Source organism: Massilia hydrophila, from assembly GCF_020208145.1.
Lineage (GTDB): Bacteria > Pseudomonadota > Gammaproteobacteria > Burkholderiales > Burkholderiaceae_D > Telluria > Telluria hydrophila.
Genome location: NZ_JAHYBX010000007.1, coordinates 105,598 through 126,430 on the forward strand (window position 1 = coordinate 105,598; position 20,833 = coordinate 126,430).

Annotated in this window: 13 protein-coding genes; 1 reads left to right on the forward strand and 12 read right to left on the reverse strand. The window is 67.6% G+C overall.

Annotated features, from left to right (window positions below):
- Nucleotides 1-45 precede the first annotated feature (45 nt).
- The 8 genes from rluB to LE190_RS16405 form a co-directional block, all read right to left on the reverse strand.
- On the reverse strand, nt 46-1,986 hold the full coding sequence (gene rluB / locus LE190_RS16370; RefSeq protein ID WP_225239704.1) for a 23S rRNA pseudouridine(2605) synthase RluB: 1,941 nt from the start codon (nt 1,984-1,986) through the stop codon (nt 46-48).
- Nucleotides 1,973-2,731 carry an SMC-Scp complex subunit ScpB gene (gene scpB / locus LE190_RS16375; protein WP_225239705.1) on the reverse strand — a complete coding sequence of 253 codons (759 nt, stop codon included), beginning with the start codon at nt 2,729-2,731 and terminating at the stop codon, nt 1,973-1,975. The genes rluB and scpB overlap by 14 nt, the downstream gene beginning before the upstream one ends.
- A 385-nt stretch (nt 2,732-3,116) precedes the next feature.
- Nucleotides 3,117-4,130 carry a glucokinase gene (locus LE190_RS16380; protein WP_225239706.1) on the reverse strand — a complete coding sequence of 338 codons (1,014 nt, stop codon included), beginning with the start codon at nt 4,128-4,130 and terminating at the stop codon, nt 3,117-3,119.
- 143 nt (nt 4,131-4,273) lie between these two features.
- Entirely contained in the window at nt 4,274-5,218 is a 945-nt protein-coding gene (locus LE190_RS16385; protein ID WP_225239707.1) for a DedA family protein/thiosulfate sulfurtransferase GlpE, read from the reverse strand.
- 47 nt (nt 5,219-5,265) lie between these two features.
- On the reverse strand, nt 5,266-5,688 hold the full coding sequence (locus LE190_RS16390) for a hemerythrin domain-containing protein (protein ID WP_225239708.1): 423 nt from the start codon (nt 5,686-5,688) through the stop codon (nt 5,266-5,268).
- Between the two features lie 61 nt (nt 5,689-5,749).
- Complete coding sequence (locus LE190_RS16395; RefSeq protein ID WP_439847494.1) at nt 5,750-7,450, reverse strand: ABC transporter ATP-binding protein; 1,701 nt, start codon at nt 7,448-7,450, stop codon at nt 5,750-5,752.
- A complete protein-coding gene (locus tag LE190_RS16400) occupies nt 7,447-8,463 on the reverse strand; it encodes an ABC transporter permease (RefSeq protein ID WP_225239709.1) in 1,017 nt (338 codons plus the stop codon). The genes LE190_RS16395 and LE190_RS16400 overlap by 4 nt, the downstream gene beginning before the upstream one ends.
- Nucleotides 8,460-9,398: an ABC transporter permease gene (locus LE190_RS16405; protein ID WP_224945081.1), complete on the reverse strand. Its 939-nt coding sequence runs from the start codon at nt 9,396-9,398 to the stop codon at nt 8,460-8,462. Before LE190_RS16405 ends, LE190_RS16400 begins: the two co-directional genes overlap by 4 nt.
- A gap of 371 nt (nt 9,399-9,769) precedes the next feature.
- Between LE190_RS16405 and LE190_RS16410 the strand changes: the two genes are divergently transcribed.
- Nucleotides 9,770-12,643, forward strand: a complete 2,874-nt coding sequence (locus LE190_RS16410; RefSeq protein ID WP_225239710.1) for a TonB-dependent receptor domain-containing protein — start codon at nt 9,770-9,772, stop codon at nt 12,641-12,643.
- A gap of 62 nt (nt 12,644-12,705) precedes the next feature.
- On the opposite strand, the gene aroG is transcribed toward LE190_RS16410, so the two are convergent.
- The 4 genes from aroG to LE190_RS16430 all read right to left on the reverse strand — a co-directional run bounded on the left by aroG (nt 12,706) and on the right by LE190_RS16430 (nt 20,733).
- Nucleotides 12,706-13,764 (reverse strand): 3-deoxy-7-phosphoheptulonate synthase AroG, encoded by a 1,059-nt coding sequence (gene aroG / locus LE190_RS16415; RefSeq protein ID WP_225239711.1) that lies wholly within the window; start codon nt 13,762-13,764, stop codon nt 12,706-12,708.
- Between the two features lie 287 nt (nt 13,765-14,051).
- Nucleotides 14,052-15,512 (reverse strand): metalloprotease TldD, encoded by a 1,461-nt coding sequence (tldD, locus tag LE190_RS16420; RefSeq protein ID WP_225239712.1) that lies wholly within the window; start codon nt 15,510-15,512, stop codon nt 14,052-14,054.
- A 203-nt stretch (nt 15,513-15,715) separates the two neighbouring features.
- Nucleotides 15,716-16,513, reverse strand: a complete 798-nt coding sequence (locus LE190_RS16425) for a carbon-nitrogen hydrolase family protein (RefSeq protein WP_225239713.1) — start codon at nt 16,511-16,513, stop codon at nt 15,716-15,718.
- A gap of 5 nt (nt 16,514-16,518) precedes the next feature.
- Nucleotides 16,519-20,733, reverse strand: a complete 4,215-nt coding sequence (locus LE190_RS16430; protein WP_307734717.1) for a YhdP family protein — start codon at nt 20,731-20,733, stop codon at nt 16,519-16,521.
- Between the last annotated feature and the right edge of the window lie 100 nt (nt 20,734-20,833).

The window sequence follows — 20,833 nt, forward strand, 5'->3', positions numbered from 1 at the left end:
CAGGTGTCACTGAGCGGACGAACGGCATGCCGTCCGCCCCGGCACTCAGCCGCGCCGGCCGCGGCGCGGCAGACCGTGCTCGGAACCGCGCGGGCCCTGGCCGCCACGGCGCCCTCCGCCGGTACCGGCAAAACCGAAGGTGGTCTGCAGCGGATCCGGCTGCTTGGGACGGTTGCTGGTCTTGGCGCCGAACGGGCTGGCATTGTTGCCGCCGCGGCCCTTGCCCTTGCCGGCACCCTGCCCCTGCCCCTGGCCGCGACCCGCGCCGCCGCCGAAGCCCGGCTGGCCCAGGCCCTGCTGGCGCGGCACACCGGCACGCACCACCGGCGGACCGAAGGGGTCCACGTTGCGGTTGGCGTCGGCGCGGTCGATGCGGTTGCCGTCCGAGCGGCGCGCATCGTCGCGCTGGCCCTTGCCGCCCGCCTTGCCCTTGGCCTCGCCGCCCTTCTTCTCGACGCCGAAAGCGGCCATCAGGGCGCGCACGTCGTTTTCCTGCAGTTCCTCCCAGCGGCCACGCTTGAGGCCGGTCGGCAGGGTCATGGCGCCGTAGCGGGTGCGGATCAGGCGCGAGACGGTCAGGCCGACCGCCTCGAACATGCGGCGCACCTCGCGGTTGCGGCCCTCGCCGATGACCACGCGGTACCAGCGGTTGATGCCTTCGCCGCCGCCGTCCTGGACTTTCGAGAACGAGGCCAGGCCGTCGTCGAGTTCGACACCGGCCAGCAGTTTCTGGCGCATGCCTTCTTCCAGCACGCCCAGGGTGCGTACCGCGTATTCGCGGTCGATGTTGTAACGCGGGTGCATCAGGCGGTTGGCGAGGTCGCCCGAGGTCGTAAACAGCAGCAGGCCCTCGGTATTGAAGTCGAGGCGGCCCACGGCCAGCCATTTGCCGGTCTTCATGGTCGGCAGACGGTCGAATACGGACGGACGGCCTTCCGGATCGTCGTGGCTGACGATCTCGCCGGCCGGCTTGTGGTACACCAGCACGCGTGGCGGCTTGCTGTTGTTGACGCGGCGCTGGATCAGCTTGCCGTTGATGCGCACCGCGTCGGTCGGCAGGATGCGCTGGCCGATGTGGGCGGGCTCGCCGTTCACCGACACGCGGCCGGCGATGATCAGTTCTTCCATGTCGCGGCGCGAGCCGAGGCCGGCCTCGGCCAGCACCTTGTGCAGCTTCGGCGCGTCGTCGTCCGCGGTCAGGTCGCGGCGCGCGGGCTTGCTCTGGCCCTGGCCTCTGCCGCCCTCGTTGGCGTCGAAGGCGTCCGAGGTCACGAACGAGAACACGGCGTCGGCATCGTTGGCCTTGCCGCGCTGTTTGCCATCCTTGCCGTCGTGCTTGCCGCCCTGCCTGCCCGACTGGCCCGGCTTGCCGCCCCTGGCGTTCTGCTGTCCCGGCTGGGCCTGCTGCCCGCCCTGCTGGCCGCGCTTGCCCTGCTGGTTGCGGCCGCGTCCTTCGCGCCTGCCCTCGGGCTGCGCCGGGGCGGCTTCGCCGGAAGCGTCCGCAGCCGGGACAGCGGACGGCGCCGCATCGGCCGTCACCGGCGCGGCGGCGGCCTGCTCCTGCTGGCGCGCCTCACGCTCCTGGCGTTTTTCGCGCATCTGGCGCGGACCGCGCGGCTTGCGCTGCTCGCCTTCCGCGGCCGCGGCTGGCGCTTCGGCGACGGCGGCGGCCGGCTCGGTGGCGGGCTCGGCGGCGGCCTTGGCGCGGCTCTTGCGGGGCTTGGCGGCGGCAGCGGCGTCCGTGGATTCGGCGGCCGGCGCGGCGCTATCCGCGGTGGCGGTGGCAACGGCATCGGCCGGAGCCTTCGCGGCAGCCTTGCGGGCGCGCTTCGGCTTGGCCGCTTCCGGCTGCGCGCCTTCCGGCACGCTCACGGCCTGCGGCTCGGCCGCAGTGGCGGCGGACGCTGCCGGCTTGCGGCTGCGCTTGGGTTTGGCGGGAGCGCCTTCGGCGTCGACGGGCTTGTCGTTCGGTTCAGTTGGGTTCATCGTTCGTATCTTTATTGTGCTGACCCGGCCCAGCGGCTGCCGCCGACTCATGGTCAAGATTGGGGTCAAAAGTCGGGACCTCGGGCGGCGTCGCGCCAGTTTCCGTATCTGTCTCGTCGGCGTCCGCCAGCGCGGGCGCCCTGTCAAAATTCTCGTTCAATGCCGCTTCCAGCGCTTCCAGGCTGCGGCTGTCCGGGCCGTCGCCGGCCGCCTGCAGTGGCGGCAGCTGCGACAGCGAGGCCAGCCCGAGGTCGTCCAGGAAAGCCTTGGTGGTGCCCAGCAGCGCCGGCCGCCCCACCACCTCGCGGTGACCGACCACGTCGATCCATCCGCGGTCCTCGAGCAGCTTGATGGTCTGCGAGTTCACGGCCACGCCGCGGATCTCCTCGATATCGCCGCGCGTCACCGGCTGGCGGTAGGCGATGATCGCCAGCGTCTCCAGCGTCGCCCGCGAATACTTCGGCGGCTTCTCCGGCGCCAGGCGCTCGAGATAGGGCTTCATCTCGGGCCGGCTCTGGAAACGCCAGCCTGAAGCGAGGCTGACGATCTCGATGCCGCGTCCCTGCCAGTCCTGGCGTAATTCTTCCAGCAAGATCTTGATCGTGTCGCTCCCGACGCCGGCGTTCAGCTGGCGTCCGTTGGCATCGACTTCGGCGAACAGTTTCTTCATGCCGTGGATCGTCAAGGGCTCGCGCGCGCACAGCAGGGCGGTCTCGAGGACGCGCTTGGCCTCGTCAGTATTCATATCGCGGTGTCGTCACACTCGAATGCACACATCAATCTCTAACCGGTTGGCGGATGCCAGCACGCGCCGAAACCGGCCGCGGTGCGAAGGTGCTGCGCGCAAAACTCTGGAATCCGTGGCCCGGGCCGGAATGCGCCGGGCTGACAAAGGTGACGGGACTGGCGCCCATCACGGCTGCCCGCGTGCCAGGCGGGTGCAAGCTGTTGGTCTTTCAGGCGAAACGCGGCGCCGGTGAACTGCCCGTCAGGAAGGCTGGCTTCCCGGGATGCGGCGCAGGCAGGCGAACGGACGGCGGCATTTCCGACAACTGACGGCCATTGTAACCGATAAAACACGGAAACGGACAAGCTGACGGCGCCTGCCGCGCAGACTTTGCCCTTTCGGGTCAAGCGGCGGCCAGTTTTTCCGACAGAATCGCCGACACACCCAGGAAAGCCGGGTACTCGGCCGTGATCACGTAAGTCGGGACCTGGGCCAGGTAGGCGCTGAAGCGCCCCTTGTGCTCGAAGCGGCGGCGGAACGACGACGCCACGAAACGCTCGCCCAGGCGCGGCACGATGCCGCCGCCGATGTAGACGCCGCCCTGGGCGCCCAGGGTGATGGCGAGGTTGCCGGCCGCGGTGCCGAGCATGCCGCAGAAGGCTTCCAGCACGGCGTCGCACACGGCGCACTCGCCGGCCAGCGCGCGGCGCGAGATTTCCGGCGCGGGCAGGCTGTCGGGCCGCCCTGCCCGTTCGCTGAGCGCGCGGTAGATCAGTTCCACGCCGGCGCCGGACAGCAGGCGCTCGGCCGAGACATGCTCGAATTCGCGCCAGGCGTACTGCAGGATCGCGACCTCGGTCTCGTCCACCGGCGAGAAGCTGACGTGGCCGCCTTCGCTGCGCAGCGCGGTCCAGCTGGCGCCACAGGGAATCAGGCCCGATACCCCCAGGCCGGTGCCAGCGCCCAGCAGGCCGAGCGGAGCGTCCGGCACGGGCGCGCCACCGCCGACCTGGCGCCGGTCGCCGCCCAGGTGCGGCAGCGAACGCGCCAGCGCCGAGAAATCGTTGACGACCAGCAGGGTCTCGAAACCGCACTCCTGGCGCAGCGCCTCGATCGAAAAGGCCCAGTGGTGATTGGTCATCCGCACCTGGTCGCCGGTCACCGGATTGGCGATGGCGATCGCGGCGTGGCGGATGCCACTGCTCACACCGACCACCGAAGGCAGCGCCAGGTAAGCGCGCACGGCATCGGCCAGGGTCGGGTACTGCTGGCAGGACAGGACCTCGATGGCTTCGAAGCACCCAGGGCCGCTCTCCAGCGCAAAACGGGCGTTGGTGCCGCCGATATCGGCAAGCAGGCGCGCGCCGCCGGCGTGGGCAATGGAGACAGGATCGGGGCTGGAAGAAAAGGCGGTCATTGCAGCTAATTAAGGAGCGATGACCAAGCTTACTAAACTTTGTAGTACTCTTACAAGTACATTCTGTAGTTTAGGTACATCTATAGATATGTGCTGCTATCACCGTATCGCTTTCATACACGATATTAAGTAGTCGAACTACCTCAGCAGCTGACCGGCGTGAGTTCCGGATCGACATCGCGCTGCGCGTTCCAGGCATCCAGGCCGCCGCGCAGCGGACGGGTGCGGTGAAAGCCCTTGGCCAGAAAGCGCCTGGCCAGCTCGGCCGCCGTCACGTCGTTCGGGCAGCTGCAATAGATGACGACATGGCGGTCGCGGTCGATGGACGCCATCAACTGGCCCGGCTCGCAGGCATGGAACAGCAGCGCACCGGGAATCGCCGCTTCGAGCTGCTGGGCCGTCAGGCTGCGTGCATCAATGATGACCGGGTCATGGCCTTGCTCGATCAGCGCCTTGAGTTCGGCAATCTCGATGCGTGGCACCGCATTGTGGGCGCGCTGGCGGCGCCGTTCCACGTACTTGGCGGCGATGAACAGGACCAGCAGCGTGGCCACGACCGCCAGCGCGGTGCCGCCGGCAGTCTGCAGCCAGCCCAGCAGGTCTTCGACGCTGTCATGGAACAGGATGCCAAGCAGGATGCCGGTGCCGCTCCACAGGGCCGCCCCGGCCCCCGAATAGGCCAAGAACGCACGGACCGGGGTGCCGATCGCCCCCGAGAGCGGCGCAGCGATGGTGTTAAAACCGGGAACGAACTTCGAGACCAGCAGCGACTTCGCGCCGAAGCGCCGGAAGCGGTCCTCGGTCTGGTTGACGCAGGAATCGGGCGACAGGGAGATCGTGCAGAGCAAGCGCAGGATGCGCCTGCCGTAGATGCGTCCGGCACGGAACCAGAACATGTCGCAGATCAGGCAGGCGCCCACCGCAGCGAGCAGGCACAGTTGCCAGCTGAGTTCGCTATCGATCGACAGTGCGCCGGCCACGACCAGGATCGGGAACGCGGGAATGGGCAGGCCGAACTGCTCGACAAGGACGATGCCGAACACGATCAGCACACCATAAGTCTGGATGAGTTCGGCAAGTTGGCTCATCGCGCCATGGTACTGCAAAAACGCCAGGGGTAGATGGGCCCGCCCCTTCAGGCGGCAACCGCGACGGCGTCGATGGCCGGATAGAATTCACGGTCTTCGCGCTTGATCCGTTCGAACAGATGACGCAACACCTGGTTGGCGTCCCGGCGAAAGCCTTCCGGTTCGCGCGCAACCTGGCGCGCCGTGTTCCACTTCGCCGCAAAGCCGAGGTAAGCCTGGGCGATGTCCTGCATTTCAGTGCGATAGGCGCGGCTCATGTTCACCAGGCGCGTATCCGCGGATGCTTCCAGCGCCGGGTACAGGCTGCGGTCCTCGACCGCCAGATGCAGTTTGATGATCCCGCTGACTTCCACGATCTGCGCCGCGATCGCCGCAGCGTTTTCCGCCACTCCTGCGTGCGACAACTGGCGCAGGCGCGCAATGCTGGACAGGATGTCGGTGTGCTGGTGCTTGAACTTCTCGATGTTCACGATAACCCTTTCTCTCAGGATAGGGTTTCATCTTAGCATAATATGTAATTGAAATACTTGTTTAATCGACCTTCCTCTGGCCTGGAATCGCCGCCAGCAGGCTGCGCGTGTAATCGTGCCGTGGATTGCGGTACAGCTCGTCCGAATCCGCCATCTCGACCACGCGCCCCTGGTGCATCACCATCACCTGGTCGGCGATGTACTTCACCACCGACAGGTCGTGCGAGATGAAGATGTAGCTCATGCCGTATTCGTCCTGCAGGTCCTGCAGCAGGTTCAGCACCTGGGCCTGCACCGACACGTCGAGCGCCGAGACCGATTCGTCGCACACCAGGATTTCCGGCTTCATGGTCAGGCAGCGTGCGATCGCGATGCGCTGGCGCTGGCCGCCGGAAAATTCGTGCGGATAGCGGTGGAACGCCTGCTCGGGCAGGCCGACGCGCGCCAGCAGCGCTTGCGCCATCCGTACCCGTTCGCCGTCGCCCGCGCCGATGCGGTGTATACGCATCGGCTCAAGCAGGATCTGGCCCACCGTGAAGCGCGGATTCAGCGAAGCATACGGGTTCTGGAACACGATCTGGATGCGCCGCTTGTAGGCCTGGTAGTCCCGCTCCGTCATCGAGAGCAGGTCGCGCCCCTCGAACAGCGCGCTGCCGCCGGTGGCGCGGTGCAGGCGCAGCAGGGTCAGGCCGACCGTGGTCTTGCCGGAACCGGATTCGCCCACCACGCCCAGGGTCTTGCCGCGCGCGAGCGTGAAGGACACGTCCTGCACCGCCTTGAATTCGCGCTTGCGCAACAGGCCTTCGCGCACATGGAAACTCTTGGACAGGTTGCGCACCACCAGCAGCGGCTGGTCGTCCGGCGCGCTGCCGCGGCTGCGCTGCGGCAGCCGTTCATCGACGCGCAGCCTGCCTTCCAGGTAGTCGTCGATCACGGGCAGGCGCAGCGGGCGCTCGTCCAGCCGCGGGCGGCAATGCAGCAGCGCGCGGGTGTAGGCGTCGGCCGGGGCGCCGAACACCTGGGCGGCGGCGCCCTCCTCGCGCACCTCGCCATGGCGCATCACGATCACACGGTCCGCGATCTCGGCCACCAGCCCAAGATCGTGGGTGATGAACAGCACCGCCATGCCGTGCTTCCTTTGCAGGCGCACGATCAGCTCCACGATCGCCTTCTGGATGGTGACGTCGAGCGCCGTGGTCGGTTCGTCCGCGATCAGGAGCCGCGGTTCGCAGGCGATCGCCATCGCGATCATCACGCGCTGCTGCTGGCCGCCCGACATCTGGCTCGGGTAGGCATCGATCTTCAGCGCCGGCTCGGGAATCCCGACCTCGGCCAGCAGTTCGAGCGTGCGCGCGCGCGCCTGCTTCGCGTTCATGCCCATGTGCCGGCGCAGCACTTCGCCGATCTGGTAGCCCACCGTGAATACCGGGTTGAGCGAGGACATCGGCTCCTGGAAGATCATGGCGATCTCCTTGCCGCACAGCTTGCGGCGCTCGGCCAGCGGCAGTGCGAGAAGCTCGCGGCCCGCGAAGCGCGCGCTCGAGCCAGGCTGGATCAGCGTGGTCTCAGGCGGCAGCAGGCCCATCACGGCCAGCGAACTGACCGACTTGCCGCTGCCTGACTCGCCCACCAGCGCCACCGTACTGTTGGCCGGCACGTCGAAGGAAATGCCCTTGACCGCCTCGACCGTGTTCTTCTTGTCGACGCGGAACGCGATGCGCAGGTCGCGCACTTGCAGCAGTGGTGTGTCGTGGTCCATCATTTGAGTTTCGGATCGAGCGCGTCGCGCAGGGCGTCCGCGAACAGCGAAAAGGCCGTCACCAGCAGCGCCATCGCACTGGCGGCCGCCGCCAGCTGCCACCACTTGCCGAGGATAAGTTCATTCTGCGCCTCGTTCAGCATGCTGCCCCAGGACACCACGCCGACCGGCACCCCGAAGCCGAGGAAGGACAGGATTACCTCGGCCTTGATGAAGCCGACCACCAGGATCGACATCTGCACCAGGGCCACATGCGAGACATTGGGCAGGATGTGGACGAACATGCGGCGCCAGGCGGACGCACCGATGGCGTCGGCCGCCATCACGTACTCGCGCGCCTTGTGCTTGATGTATTCGGCGCGCATCAGGCGGTAGGGCCCGGTCCAGCCGGTGAGGCCGAGGATCAGGACGATGGTCATCACCCCTTTCTGCTGCAGCACCGCGGCCACCGTCAGGATCATCAGGATCGAGGGAATCGCCGTGAAGATGCTGTAGAACCAGTTGAACAGGTCGTCCACCAGGCCGCCGTAGAAGCCCGACAGCGCCCCGAACAGGGTGCCCAGCGCCACCGCCACGAAGGCCGCGACCAGGCCCACCACGATCGAGGTCTCGCCGCCCTTGATGGTCTTCTTGATGACGTCGTGCCCCCACTTGTCGGCGCCGAAGGGCAGCGTGCCCGCTTTTGGCGGCGGCGGTGCGACGGTGGCCAGCTGCGCCCTGAGTTCAGCCAGGTCGGCGGCGAGCGGGTCGAAGGCGTTCGGCGCCCTTGCCTGCGCGCCCGGCGCCTGCGCCGCGGCCAGCGCGCGCGCGCCGGCATCCTCACCGATGAAGGTGGGCGGCGCGTAGTTGACGGCCACCTCGCGCTCCCAGTCGGCAGCGACCAGGCCGGCGCTCGAGGCCAGCAGCATCAGCAGGAAGCCGCACACGACCGCCAGCGCGGCCATCGCGATGCGGTCGGCGCGCAAACGGCGCCAGGCCAGCGCCCACAGGCCCGGCGCATGCAACTGCGCGCTCATCCTGGCTGCACCCTCGGATCGACCGCCCGGTACAGCAGGTCGGCCAGCAGGTTGAACAGCATGGTGGCGGCGGCGACGTAGACCGTGATCGCCTTGATCACCGGGAAGTCGCTGCGCTCCACGGCCAGGATCACTTCGCGCCCGATGCCCGGGATGCCGAAGAAGCGCTCGAGCAGGAAGGCACCGATCAGGAGGGCCGGCAGGTTGGCCATGACGTGGGTAATGATCGGGATCGCCGCGTTGCGCAGCACGTGCACCCAGACCACGCGCCGCTCCGGAAGACCCTTGGCGCGCGCGGTGCGCACGTAGTCCTGCCCTACTTCGTCCAGCACGAAACTACGGTACAGGCGCAAGGTCGGCGCGATCGATACCGCAAGGCCGATGATGATCGGCAGCAGCGCATAGCGCAGCAGGTTCTCGCCCAGGCTGTCGCCCCAGCCCTGCACCGGGAACAGGCCCAGCTTGTAGGCGAACAGGTACTGGAACACGATGATATAGACCAGGATCGAGATCGACATGCCGACCGTGCAGGCCACCATCACGGCGCGGTCGGTGAGCGAGCCGCGCACAAAGGCGATCGCCAGCGCCAGCGCGATGCCGAGCACGGTTTCGAGGATGGTGAGCGGCACCAGCACGGTGAGCGACGGCCCCAGGCGGCTGGCGATGATCTGCGACACCGGCTCGCCCGTGCTCCAGGCATTGCCGAAGTCAAAGCTCAGGATCTGGCCGATGAAGATACCCAGCTGCACGTAGTACGGCTGGTCGGTGCCAAGCTGGCGCCGGATGTTCTCGATCGCGGCCGTGTCGGCCATCTTGCCGGCGAGCAAATAAGCAGGGTCGCCGCCGACCCAGTTGAACAGCACGAACACCAGCACGACCACGCCGAGCATGGTCGGCAGCATTTGCCAGAGCCGCCGGACAATAAAGCTGAGCATGGATCTCCTGCAAAGTGAACATCGGTCAAGGGCGACAAGATAACGCAATTGTGGCGGCTTGGCAGCCTGCCATGAGGGCCGCCTTCCATTCCATTTCGTTTCCGGTCCATAACCCTAAAGGTGTCTTTTGTAAAGATATATGTACAACAGTTGTATTTTTGACTTGTACAGACATTCCGGTTGACAATGTACATATAGGATTGTATTTATTGCCTTGTAGGAAAAGATGCCGCTTTTGTATGTGCATTTGGCGGTAATGTGATGAACCCTCTCTGTGGCCAGCCGCAGCGCCGCGGAGCTTACCTGGGAAGCTCGACATGATGGTTGAAACAGTAATTTCTCGTTCGGTACGACTGATGTTCGCAGGCGGCATGGCATTTGCCGCCACTGCCTATGCGCAGGAAGCGCAACAGGCTCCTGCCGCCCCTGAAGGCCAGCAACTGCAGCGCGTGGAAGTGACCGGCTCGCGCATCGCGACCGCCAACCTGGAAAGCGTGAGCCCGGTGACCGTGGTGGGCGCCAAGGACATCAAGCTGGAAGGCACGCGTTCGGTGGAAAACCTGCTGAACAACCTGCCCCAGGTCTTCGCCGACCAGGGCGGTTCGATCTCGAACGGTTCGTCCGGTACCGCGACTGTCAACCTGCGCAACTTCGGCGCCGACCGCACCCTGGTGCTGGTCAATGGCCGCCGCCTGCCGGCCGGCTCGCCGCGCAATACCGCAGCCGACCTGAACCAGATCCCGGCAGCGCTGATCAAGCGCGTCGAGGTGCTGACCGGCGGCGCATCGGCCATCTACGGCTCGGATGCGGTGGCAGGTGTCGTCAACTTCATCATGAACGACAACTTCCAGGGCGTTCAGATCGAATCGAACTACGCCTTCTACAACCACCAGCAGAACGGTGGCGCCGCGGCCGAAGCGGCCCAGCGCCGCAACTTCCCGGTGCCGGGCGATAAGAGCGCCGACGGCAAGGTCAAGGACGTCAACCTGCTGCTGGGCGGTAACTTCGCCGACGGCCGCGGCAATGCCGTCGCCTTCATCGGCTACAAGAAGGAAGATCCGCTGCTGCAATCCGAGCGCGACTTCACCGCCTGCTCGCTGGACGGCTTCAGCTCGGGCAACCAGTTCAACTGCGGCGGCTCCGGCACCAGCTTCCCGGGCCGCTTCATCCTGGGCGACGGCAACAGCTACACGGTCGCCAACAACGCCGGCGGCGTGCGCCCCTATGTCGGCGCGACCGACCAGTACAACTACGGTCCGCTGAACTACTTCCGCCGTCCGTCGGAACGCTACACCTTCAGCAGCTTCACCCATTACGACATCAACGACCAGGCCCGCCTGTACACCGAGGCCAGCTTCCACGATGACTCCACCGTGGCCCAGATCGCGCCGTCCGGCCTGTTCGGCTTCGACGCCTCGGGTCCGAACGCGATCCGCTACGAGAACCCGTTCCTGAGCCAGGCATGGCGCACCCAGCTCGGCCTGAACGCGCCGGGCGACACCGCCGACGCCCTGATCTTCCGCCGCAACGTGGAAGGCGGCGGCCGCCAGGACGACCAGCGCCACACCTCCTACCGCGGCGTGATCGGCATCAAGGGCGACGTCGGCAACTGGACCTACGACGCCTTCGCCCAAGTGGGCCGCGTGCTGTACTCGGAAACCTACTTCAACGACTTCTCCAACGTGCGCATCGGCCGCGCGCTGAACGTCGTCCCCGGCGCCAACGGCCAGCCGGTCTGCCAGAGCGTGGTCGACGGCACCGACCCGAACTGCGTCCCGTACAACATCTGGGCCCTGGGCCAGATCACGCCGGAAGCCCTGAGCTACCTGCAGACCCCGGGCTTCCAGAAGGGCAGCACCCACCAGTCGGTGCAGGGCATCAACCTGTCGACCGACCTGGGCGAATACGGCATCAAGCTGCCGACCACCAGCCGCGGCATCGGCCTGGCGCTGGGCTGGGAACACCGCACCGAGAAGCTGAAGCTGGACACCGACACCGCCTTCCAGACCGGCGACCTGGCCGGCCAGGGCGGCCCGACCTTCGGCGTCGCGGGCCAGTTCAGCGTGCGCGACTACTATGCCGAAGCACGCATCCCGGTGCTGGAAAAAGTGCCGTTCGCGGACCAGCTGACCCTGACCGGCTCCTACCGCCGTTCGGACTACTCGACCGACCACAAGACCAGCTCCTACGGTGTCGGCGCCGAATGGTCGCCGGTGCAGGCCGCCAAGGTCCGCTTCAGCTACCAGCGTGCGGCGCGCGCCGCCAACGTGGTCGAACTGTTCACCCCGAGCGGCCTCGGCCTGTTCGGCATGGCCAACGATCCTTGCGCCGGCGCCAACCCGTCGGCCACCTTCGCCGAGTGCGCCCGTACCGGCGTGACCCAAGCCCAGTACGGCCGCATCGAAGATAGCCCGGCCCAGCAGTACAACGCCATCTTCGGCGGCAATACCAACCTGGCGCCCGAGGAATCCGATTCCTACACGCTGGGCCTGGTGCTGACCCCGATGCGCAACCTGAGCCTGACCATCGACGCCTTCGACATGAAGGTCGAAGGCGTGATCGGCGGCATGCCGGCGTCGACCACCCTGACCCAGTGTCTGCAGACCGGCGCCCCGCAGTTCTGCTCGCTGATCACGCGTGACCGCCTGGGCTCGCTGTGGGCACTGCCGGCCGGTAACATCGTCGCCACCAACCAGAACCTGGGCATGCGTTCGACCCGCGGCCTCGACCTGGGCGCGAACTATGGCTGGAAGACGCCTGGCTACGGCAGCTTCGACCTGTCCTACATCGGCACCGTCCTGAAGGAGTTCAAGTCGGAAGACTTCCCGGGTTCGGGCGAGTACGACTGCGCCGGCCTGCACGGCACCACCTGCGGCACCCCGCTGCCGAAGTACCGCCACAAGATCCGCGCCGTCTGGGGCACCCCATGGGCCGGCCTGGAACTGGGCGTGACCTGGCGCCACCTCAACTCGGTCAAGCTCGACGCCACCAGCAGCAACCCGCTGCTGGCCGCCGACTTCGAGCCGGCTGACGAACGCCTGGCCTCGCGCGACTACCTGGACCTGGTGGGCCAGTGGGCGATCAACAAGAACTTCACCCTGCGCGTCGGCATGAACAATGCGCTGGACAAGGATCCGCCGGTGACCGGTGTCGTGGCTGCGGTGTTCGGCAACGGCAATACCTACCCGCAGGTGTATGACGCCATGGGCCGCCATGTGTTCCTGAACCTGACCGCCAAGTTCTGATCCGGCATGTCACATGAAAAACGGCGCACCTCGGTGCGCCGTTTTTTTATGGGGCAGCCCGCTTATTCCGGCCGCACCCGGCGCAGTCTGACCGCCTCGGCCAGGCCTTCCATCACCTCGACGCTGGTGGTCCAGTCGATGCAGCCATCGGTCACCGACTGGCCGTAGACCAGCTCGCGTCCGGGCACCAGGTCCTGGCGTCCACCCACCAGGTGCGATTCGATCATGACGCCGACGATGCGGTCGTCGCCCGCCGCCACCTGGCGCGCGATGTCGGCGCATACCGGCACCTGGTTCTGCGGGTTCTTGCTGCTGTTGGCGTGCGAGGCGTCGATCATCAGGCGGCTGGCCAGGCCATTGGCCGCCAGCTGGCGGCAGGCTTCCTCGACGCTGGCCGCGTCGTAGTTCGGGGCCTTGCCGCCACGCAGGATGATGTGGCAGTCCTCGTTGCCGGCGGTGGATACGATGGCCGAATGGCCGCCTTTGGTCACCGACAGGAAGTGGTGCGGCTGCGAGGCCGCCTTGATGGCATCGGCGGCGATCTTGATGTTGCCGTCGGTGCCGTTCTTGAAGCCGACCGGACAGGACAGGCCGGAAGCCAGCTCGCGGTGCACCTGCGACTCGGTCGTGCGGGCGCCGATCGCGCCCCAGCTGACGAGGTCGGCGATGTATTGCGGGCTGATCACGTCGAGGAACTCGGTGCCGGCCGGCAGGCCGAGCGCGTTGATGTCGCGCAGCAGCTCGCGCGCCATGCGCAGGCCGTCGTTGATGCGGAAGCTGTTGTCCATGTAGGGGTCATTGATCATGCCCTTCCAGCCGACCGTGGTGCGCGGCTTCTCGAAGTACACGCGCATGACGATCTCGAGTTCGCCGGCGAAGCGCACACGCTGTGCGGCCAGGCCGCGCGCATACTCGAGCGCCGCCTTCGGATCGTGGATCGAACACGGGCCCACCACCACCATCAGTCGGTCGTCCTGGCCATGCAGGATCCGGTGCAGGGCCACGCGCGCGCCGGCTGCGGTCTGCTCGGCCGCCGGGCTTACCGGAAACTCGCGGATCAGGTGCGAGGGCGGCGTCAGTTCCTTCATTGCGCGGATGCGCAGGTCGTCGGTGCGGGGCATGCTGTACTCCGTGATAGCTAGTTACCTGGTCTGAAAACGAAAAAACCGCCATCGCTGGCGGTTTGTCTGGGTTGCGTCGGACTGTTTCCTGATATTCGTGAACCTGCCGCTACTCCACCGCCAAGGGGCTGGAATGGCTAAAGTAAAAATAGCAGGCAAAAACGGCGTATGCGCGCATGGAAAGTCCGAAAGGGTCCTGGGGACCGTGTTCAATCGACTATAACCCCATTGTGTAAGGCTGGCAAGCCTTTTCCGAGCCGCTCCCCTGGTACCGGGCCGCACAGCGCTCAGGCGGTGCCGCCCACGGTCACGCCGTCGATGCGCAGGGTCGGCTGGCCGACGCCGACCGGCACGCTCTGGCCTTCCTTGCCGCATACGCCGACGCCCGAATCCAGGCGCATGTCATTGCCGATCATCGAGATATTGTTCATCACTTCCGGGCCGTTGCCGATCAGGGTCGCGCCCTTCACCGGATAGCTGATCTTGCCGTTCTCGATCATGTAGGCCTCGCTGGCCGAGAACACGAACTTGCCGTTGGTGATGTCGACCTGGCCGCCGCCGAAGTTCACCGCGTACAGGCCGTTCTTCACCGAGGCCAGGATCTCTTCCGGATCCTTGTCGCCGGCCAGCATGTAGGTATTGGTCATGCGCGGCATCGGCAGGTGGGCGAAGGATTCGCGGCGCGCATTGCCGGTGACTGGCATCTTCATCAGGCGCGCGTTCATCGTGTCCTGAATATAGCCCTTCAGGATGCCGTCCTCGATCAGGGTCGTGCACTGGGTCGGGTTGCCCTCGTCGTCCATGTTGAGCGAGCCGCGGCGGTCCTGCAGGGTGCCGTCGTCGACGACGGTGACGCCCTTGGCCGCGACGCGTTCGCCGATGCGGCCGGCGTAGGCCGAGGAGCCCTTGCGGTTGAAGTCGCCTTCCAGGCCATGGCCCACCGCTTCGTGCAGCAGCACGCCGGGCCAGCCCGGGCCGAGCACGATGGTCATCGGGCCGGCCGGCGCCGGGCGCGCCTCGAGGTTCACGCAGGCCGACTTCACCGCTTCGGTCGCGTACTTGTCGAGCAGCTCGTCGCTGAAATAGCCGTAGTCATAGCGCCCGCCGCCGCCCGAGGAGCCGACCTCGCGCCGGCCGTTCTGCTCGGCGATGACGGTGACGGACACACGTACCAGCGGACGGATATCGGCGGCCAGCACGCCGTCGCTGCGCACCACCAGCACCACGTCGTATTCGCCGGCCAGGCCGGCCATCACCTGCACCACGCGCGGATCCTTGGCGCGCGCCATCTTCTCGACGCGCTCGAGCAGTTTCACCTTCGCGGTCGCATCGAGCGAAGCGAGCGGGTCGTGCGGCAGGTAGAGCGAGCGGCCGCCGGTCGGGCGCGTCGCGCCCGCGATCTTGACGCGGCCAGCGCCGGCGCGGGCGATGGTGCGGGTGGCGGCGGCCGCATCCAGCAGCGCCGCTTCGGAAATATCGTCCGAATACGAGAACGCGGTGCGGTCGCCGGAGACGGCGCGTACGCCGACGCCCTGGTCGATCGAGAAGCTGCCAGTCTTGACGATGCCCTCTTCCAGGCTCCAGCCCTCGCTTTTCGTGAACTGGAAATACAGGTCGGCGTAGTCGACCTTGTGCGTGAACATCGAGCCCAGCGCGTTCAGCAGCTTGCCTTCGTCCAGGCCGAATGGGGTCAGCAGCACGTCGCGTGCGACAGCCAGGGAGGAAAGGTTCGGTTCGAATGGTTTCATTTTGCGTTCGGTCCTTCGTGTGGAAAGGGCATTGTGCCATATCCGGCCGCTTCGTACCGGACAGCAGATCCGCTCGAAACCATGTGAGGCGGGGTCGAATGATCGAGCATGGTCGCCACATTCATTGCGCGACAGCATAGAAACTAAGGCTTACGGAATTAACCAAAAGCTCTTGGCAAATAATTCGACTCTGACCCCGTTTTTTACAGTTTGCGATGCTTCAGGGCCGGCAGGCTCTCGCGCACGCTGGCCAGGAAGCCGTCGTCGAGCGTGCCGCTGATGACACCCTCGCCTTCGCGCAGCACGGCCTTCACCTCTCCCCAGGGATCGACCAGCATGCTGTGGCCGAAGGTGCGGCGGCCATTGGCATGCAGGCCGCCCTGGGCCGAGGCCAGCACGTAGCACTGGTTCTCGATGGCGCGCGCGCGCAGCAGCACTTCCCAGTGCGCCAGGCCGGTGGTATGGGTGAAGGCGGCCGGCACCACGATCAGCGCGCACTCGCCCATCGCCCGGTACAGCTCCGGAAAGCGCAGGTCGTAGCAGACCGACAGGCCAACCCGGCCGAAGGGAGCGTCGAACACGCCCACCGCCTCGCCCGGCACGATGGTGCGCGCCTCGTCGTAGGATTCGCTGCCCTTGTTGAAGCCGAACAGGTGGATCTTGTCGTAGCGGCTCACGCGCGCGCCCTGCGGATCGTAGACCAGGGTGGTGTTCAGCACCCGCGCGGCATCGGGCGAGACCAGCGGCAGGGTGCCGCCCACCAGCCAGATGCCGTGCTCGCGGGCCAGCGCGGCCATGCAGTCCTGGATCGGGCCGCTGCCGTCGCGCTCGGCATGGGCCAGCTTGTCGCTGTCGCTCATGCCCATGATCGGCCAGTACTCCGGCAGCGCCACCAGCTGCGCGCCCTCGGCCGCGGCGCTGGCCACCAGCCGGCGCGCGCTGGCCAGGTTTTCTTCCACCTGCGGGGTGGACACCATCTGCACTGCGGCTAATTTGGTCATTGCTGTCACTCCTTCTTGGCGTTCGGGCGCCTGGCGGCCGGGGCCTGGGCCGGGGGCGGCGCGGGATTGTCGATCTTGACGATGGTTGGAGACTTCCAGGGTCCCGAGATCCGCATCTGGTAAGTCAGCGCCTTCATCACCGGCGCACGCAGGAACAGCTGGGCCAGGTAGCTGCCGATGCCGATGATCGGATTCACCGCCAGCCCGTACACCAGCGGCCCGGTACCCAGGTTGAATTCCGGGATCACCACCACGCGCAGGTTGGTCGTCTCGTTGGCGATGTCGGCCGTGCCGTCCATCAGGATGGTGGCCGCCACACCATGCATCTTGAGGTTGTCGGTGCGTAGCACGCCACGCTGGATCAGGGCGTTGGCACTGATGCCGTCGAAGGCCAGGCCCTCGGAAAACACGTCGTGGAAATCGAGCTTGAGCAGGCGCGGCAATGCCTGCAGGCTCAGCACGCCGAGCAGCTTGGCGGCACCCGGGTCCTGCTTCAGGAACTGGCCCGATTCCACATTCATCTCGATCTGGCCGGACAGGCTTGGAATGTCCAGCGCGTACGGCAAACCGCTCCAGGAAATATCGCCCGACATCTTGCCCTTGCCGCGGCGCAGGGTCTCGGGAAAGCCCAGGCGGTCCAGCAGCCTGCCGGCATCAATGATGTCGAGGATGAAATTGAGGCTGGTGTTGCTGCGTCCGTCCTTGGTCAGCCAGCGCCCGTTCGCCTTCAGCTGGCCGTCCGGATTGTCGATGCTGAGCCGGTTGATGCGCCACTCGCGCCCGGCCAGGGCCTGCACGTTGCTGGCCTGCAGCTCAAGGCGGCCGAGGCGCTTGTTGAACAGCTGGAACTGCTCGGCCACGATGTCGAGCGAAGGGATGGTCGCGCCGGCGCCGCGGTTCGATTCGAGCAGGTGCTTGACCTCGGCCTCGTCCGATTCCGGGATCACCAGCGAGGCCAGGCGCGCCGTGACCTTGCCGAGGCCCTGGCCGCTGCCGGACTCGGCCCAGGTCAGGTAGCCGCTGGCATGGCGCGAATGCAGGTTGGCCTGCCAGGTGTCCTTCAGGTGGCTGGCGCCCAGCACGACGTCGGCCACGCGCCGTTCGCCGATGGTGAGTTCACCCACCCGGCCCGCGATCACGGTCGGCAGCACGTACTGCTCGAAGCCGGCGCCGCCCTGGCCGGGGCCTTCCCCGCCCTCTCCCGCGATCGCCTTGCCGGCGGCAATCCAGGCATCGGCATTCAGCGCGCGCATGTTCACGTGGATCATCATGCCGCCGTCCGGCTCCGGCGCCGGCACGTTGGCGCCGATGCCGCCGCGCAGCACGGTCCAGGGCCCACGGCCGGACTTTTCGCGCAGGTAGCGCGCCGCCAGGTGTTCGCCCAGCGCCACCCGGATCTCGTCGCGCGCCACGCCGTTCACGGTAGGCTCGCCGGCCAGCACGAAACGCAGCGGCAGCGCCTCGGCCTGCGGCTTGTTGAGCGGGGCCGGCAGTTCCAGGCCGAGGCCGGCCAGGTTCGAGTCGAGCGTCACGCTGCGCCGGCCGTCGCGCACCACCACGCTGCCGCTGTAGGGCGTGCTGCCCGACAGGCGCTGCGCCAGCCGGGCCAGCGCCGGCGCCGGGGCGGTGCGGCGCATGCCCTCGGCGGACAAGGTGCCGCCGAAGCGCACCGCGATGCTGCCGTCGGCCTGGGTGCCGCCGCCCAGGGCCAGCGGCGCGCCCAGGAAGCTGGCGCCGATGCCGTCCAGCGACACCCCGTGCTCCCAGAACACCACCTTGCCCTGCGCCGCCTGCAACGGCGGCAGTTCGGGGAACAGGCTCACTTCATTGCCCAGCAATTGCAGGCTGCCCTGCACCTTGGTATCCGGCAGATGGGCGAGCGGCATGCGCAGCTTCAGGCCCAGGCGCGCATTGCCGGTGGCGCGGGTCTCGTCCAGGAAATGGCCGATCCAGCCCGGCACCGGGCTGGCCGCGACGTAGCGCAGGAATTCCGGCAAGGGGGCGGCGGCGTTGCCGTCGATTTCCAGCATCATGCGCTCGTGCGCGCCGAGGTCGGGAATCACCGCCTTCACGTTCGACAGCGCCACGCCCATGGTGCGCAGGCGCTCGCCGCGAATCTCCATGCGCGCACGGTCGAACTCGATGCGCCCGTTGATGTGCTCGGCCAGGGGCCACAGCGGCGTACCGTCCGGATGCCGGTGGCCCGGCGCGTATTCCAGGCGCGCATCCTCGAGCCGCCCGGCGATGTTGAACTCGCCGCGCGCGCGCGCGAGCACGTTGCTGGCGCGGAAGGGGAAGTTGGCGAGGTCGCCGCGCAGGCGCAGGCTGGCGTCGCGCAGGGTGCCGCCCTGCAGCGCGCCGTCCAGCCAGTGGGCCAGGTGCTCGGGCGTGGCGCGCGGCAGGTAGCGGCCCACGGTGCCGATCGCGAACCCGTCCAGGGTGCCCGTGAAGTCGGCCGTGCCCGGTCCGGCGCCGCGGCTGCCCCCGGCGCCGTCGGATTGCAGCGGCAGCAGGTGGCGACCCGACAGCGAGCCGGTCAGCGCGCCTTGCGCGAAGGCCAGCCGTTCCACCTCGACCAGCAGCTGGCGGGCCGGTTCGAACTTCCAACGCGCCTTCAGGTCGAGCCGGTCGAGCGGCAGCGCGGGCTCGGCGAACCAGGCCGGCATGTCGAGCACCAGGTGCTGCGCATCGACCGTCAGGCTGCCACCCTGCTCGTTGGCATCGATGCTCCCGCTCAGGTTCTGGAAGCCGGGCGTGGCCGGGCGCGCCGGCAGCGCAGGCTGGCCATTGCGCGCGGGCTGGGCGGCGCGCGCCGGCTGCGCCTTCACGCTCAAGCCGGCCACGTTGCCGCGTACCCGCATGGCGCGCAGGGCTGGATAGCGGCCTTCCCATTCGGCCGACAGGTCGAGCACGCGGCCGCGCGGCGCGTAGTCGACCAGCAGCTGGCGCTGCTGCGGCGGCAGCGGCAGGTAGCCGGCCAGGGTCGCCAGCGCGCCGATGTCGAGCTGGTGCGCGCTCAGCTCGCCATGCTCGGGCTTGCCGTCGCGCGCCGGATGCCAGCGCTGCTCGAGCGTGGCCGGCGGCAGCGCGCGGCCGTCGCGGGTGGTGACCGAGAAGCCGGTCAGGCTCAGCACGTGTCCGTAGGCACCGAAGGTCGGACGGCCTTCGTCGCGCCCGGGCAGCAATTCCTCGCGCGCCGCCAGCCGGCCCGTCACCCGCGCCAGCTCCAGCGGCGCCAGGCCGGTGCCAAGGCGGGCGTTGACGCCCGCCAGCGCCAGGTCGGCGGTGAAGCCGGCCACGCGGGCCTGGTCGACGTTGAGCCAGGCACGCAGCGAGCCGCGTCCAGCCGTCACCTCGAAAGGCATGTCGCGCAGCGGCAGGTAGCGCTGCCAGGCGGCCAGGTCGGCGCCGCGCAGGTCGGCGTACAGTTCGCCTTTCCAGCGCTTCAGGTCGGACGGACGAGCGGCGAAGCGGTGGCGGAAGCGCGCCCGCAGGTCGATCGGCTGGCCCAGCGCGCGCGGGGGCGTGGCGCGCAGCGCGAAGCGGTGGCCGCCGCCGAAGCGGTTCAGCAGGGCCAGGGTAACGTCGTCCAGGACCAGGGTGGGTGTGCCGCGCAGCTCGTCGGTCCAGGCGACACGGCCCTCGCGGATCACGATCTCGCGCTGGCGCAGCAGCCAGTCGGCGCCACGCCCGTCGTCCTGCTTGTGCGGATCGAGGCGCACACCGGCCACCCGCAGCGCGCCATCCGCGCCGCGCCGCACGTCCAGCTGCGGGCGGGTGATCTCGAGCGTGTGCAGGCGCGGCTCGAAGGCGGCCAGGCTCCACCAGGACAGCACCGCCTCGACCCGCGGCAGGGCCAGCGCCTGGCGTCCGCCGCGCTCGATCAGGCGTACGTCATCCAGGCGCAGGACCGGATGGATGCCGCGCCAGGACGCGCCAAGGCGCCCGATCGTGACCTGGTTGCCGAGCGCGCGCCCGGCGGCGGCCTCGATGTCGCTCTTATATAGGTCAATGTTGGGGAGGATCGCATAGCGCAGCGCGAGGAACAGCAGCCCCAGGCCGAAATACAGCAGCAGCACCAGCTTGATGGCGAAACCGAGGAAATGGTGGGAAGCCAGGTTGGCGTAGCGATAGGCCGCGCGCAGCCGCTGCCAGCGCACGGCCAGCGGCAAGTGGGCCTCGGCCGCCCGCGGTTCCCGGTTGTCCATCAAGGTGCTCAAAAAGGTTCGCCGTAAATTGATTCTCTAATAACAGATCGCTTGCAACAGTCGCGGCGTCTACCTTACCATCGTGCACACCCCAAGCGGCACGGCGGGCAAT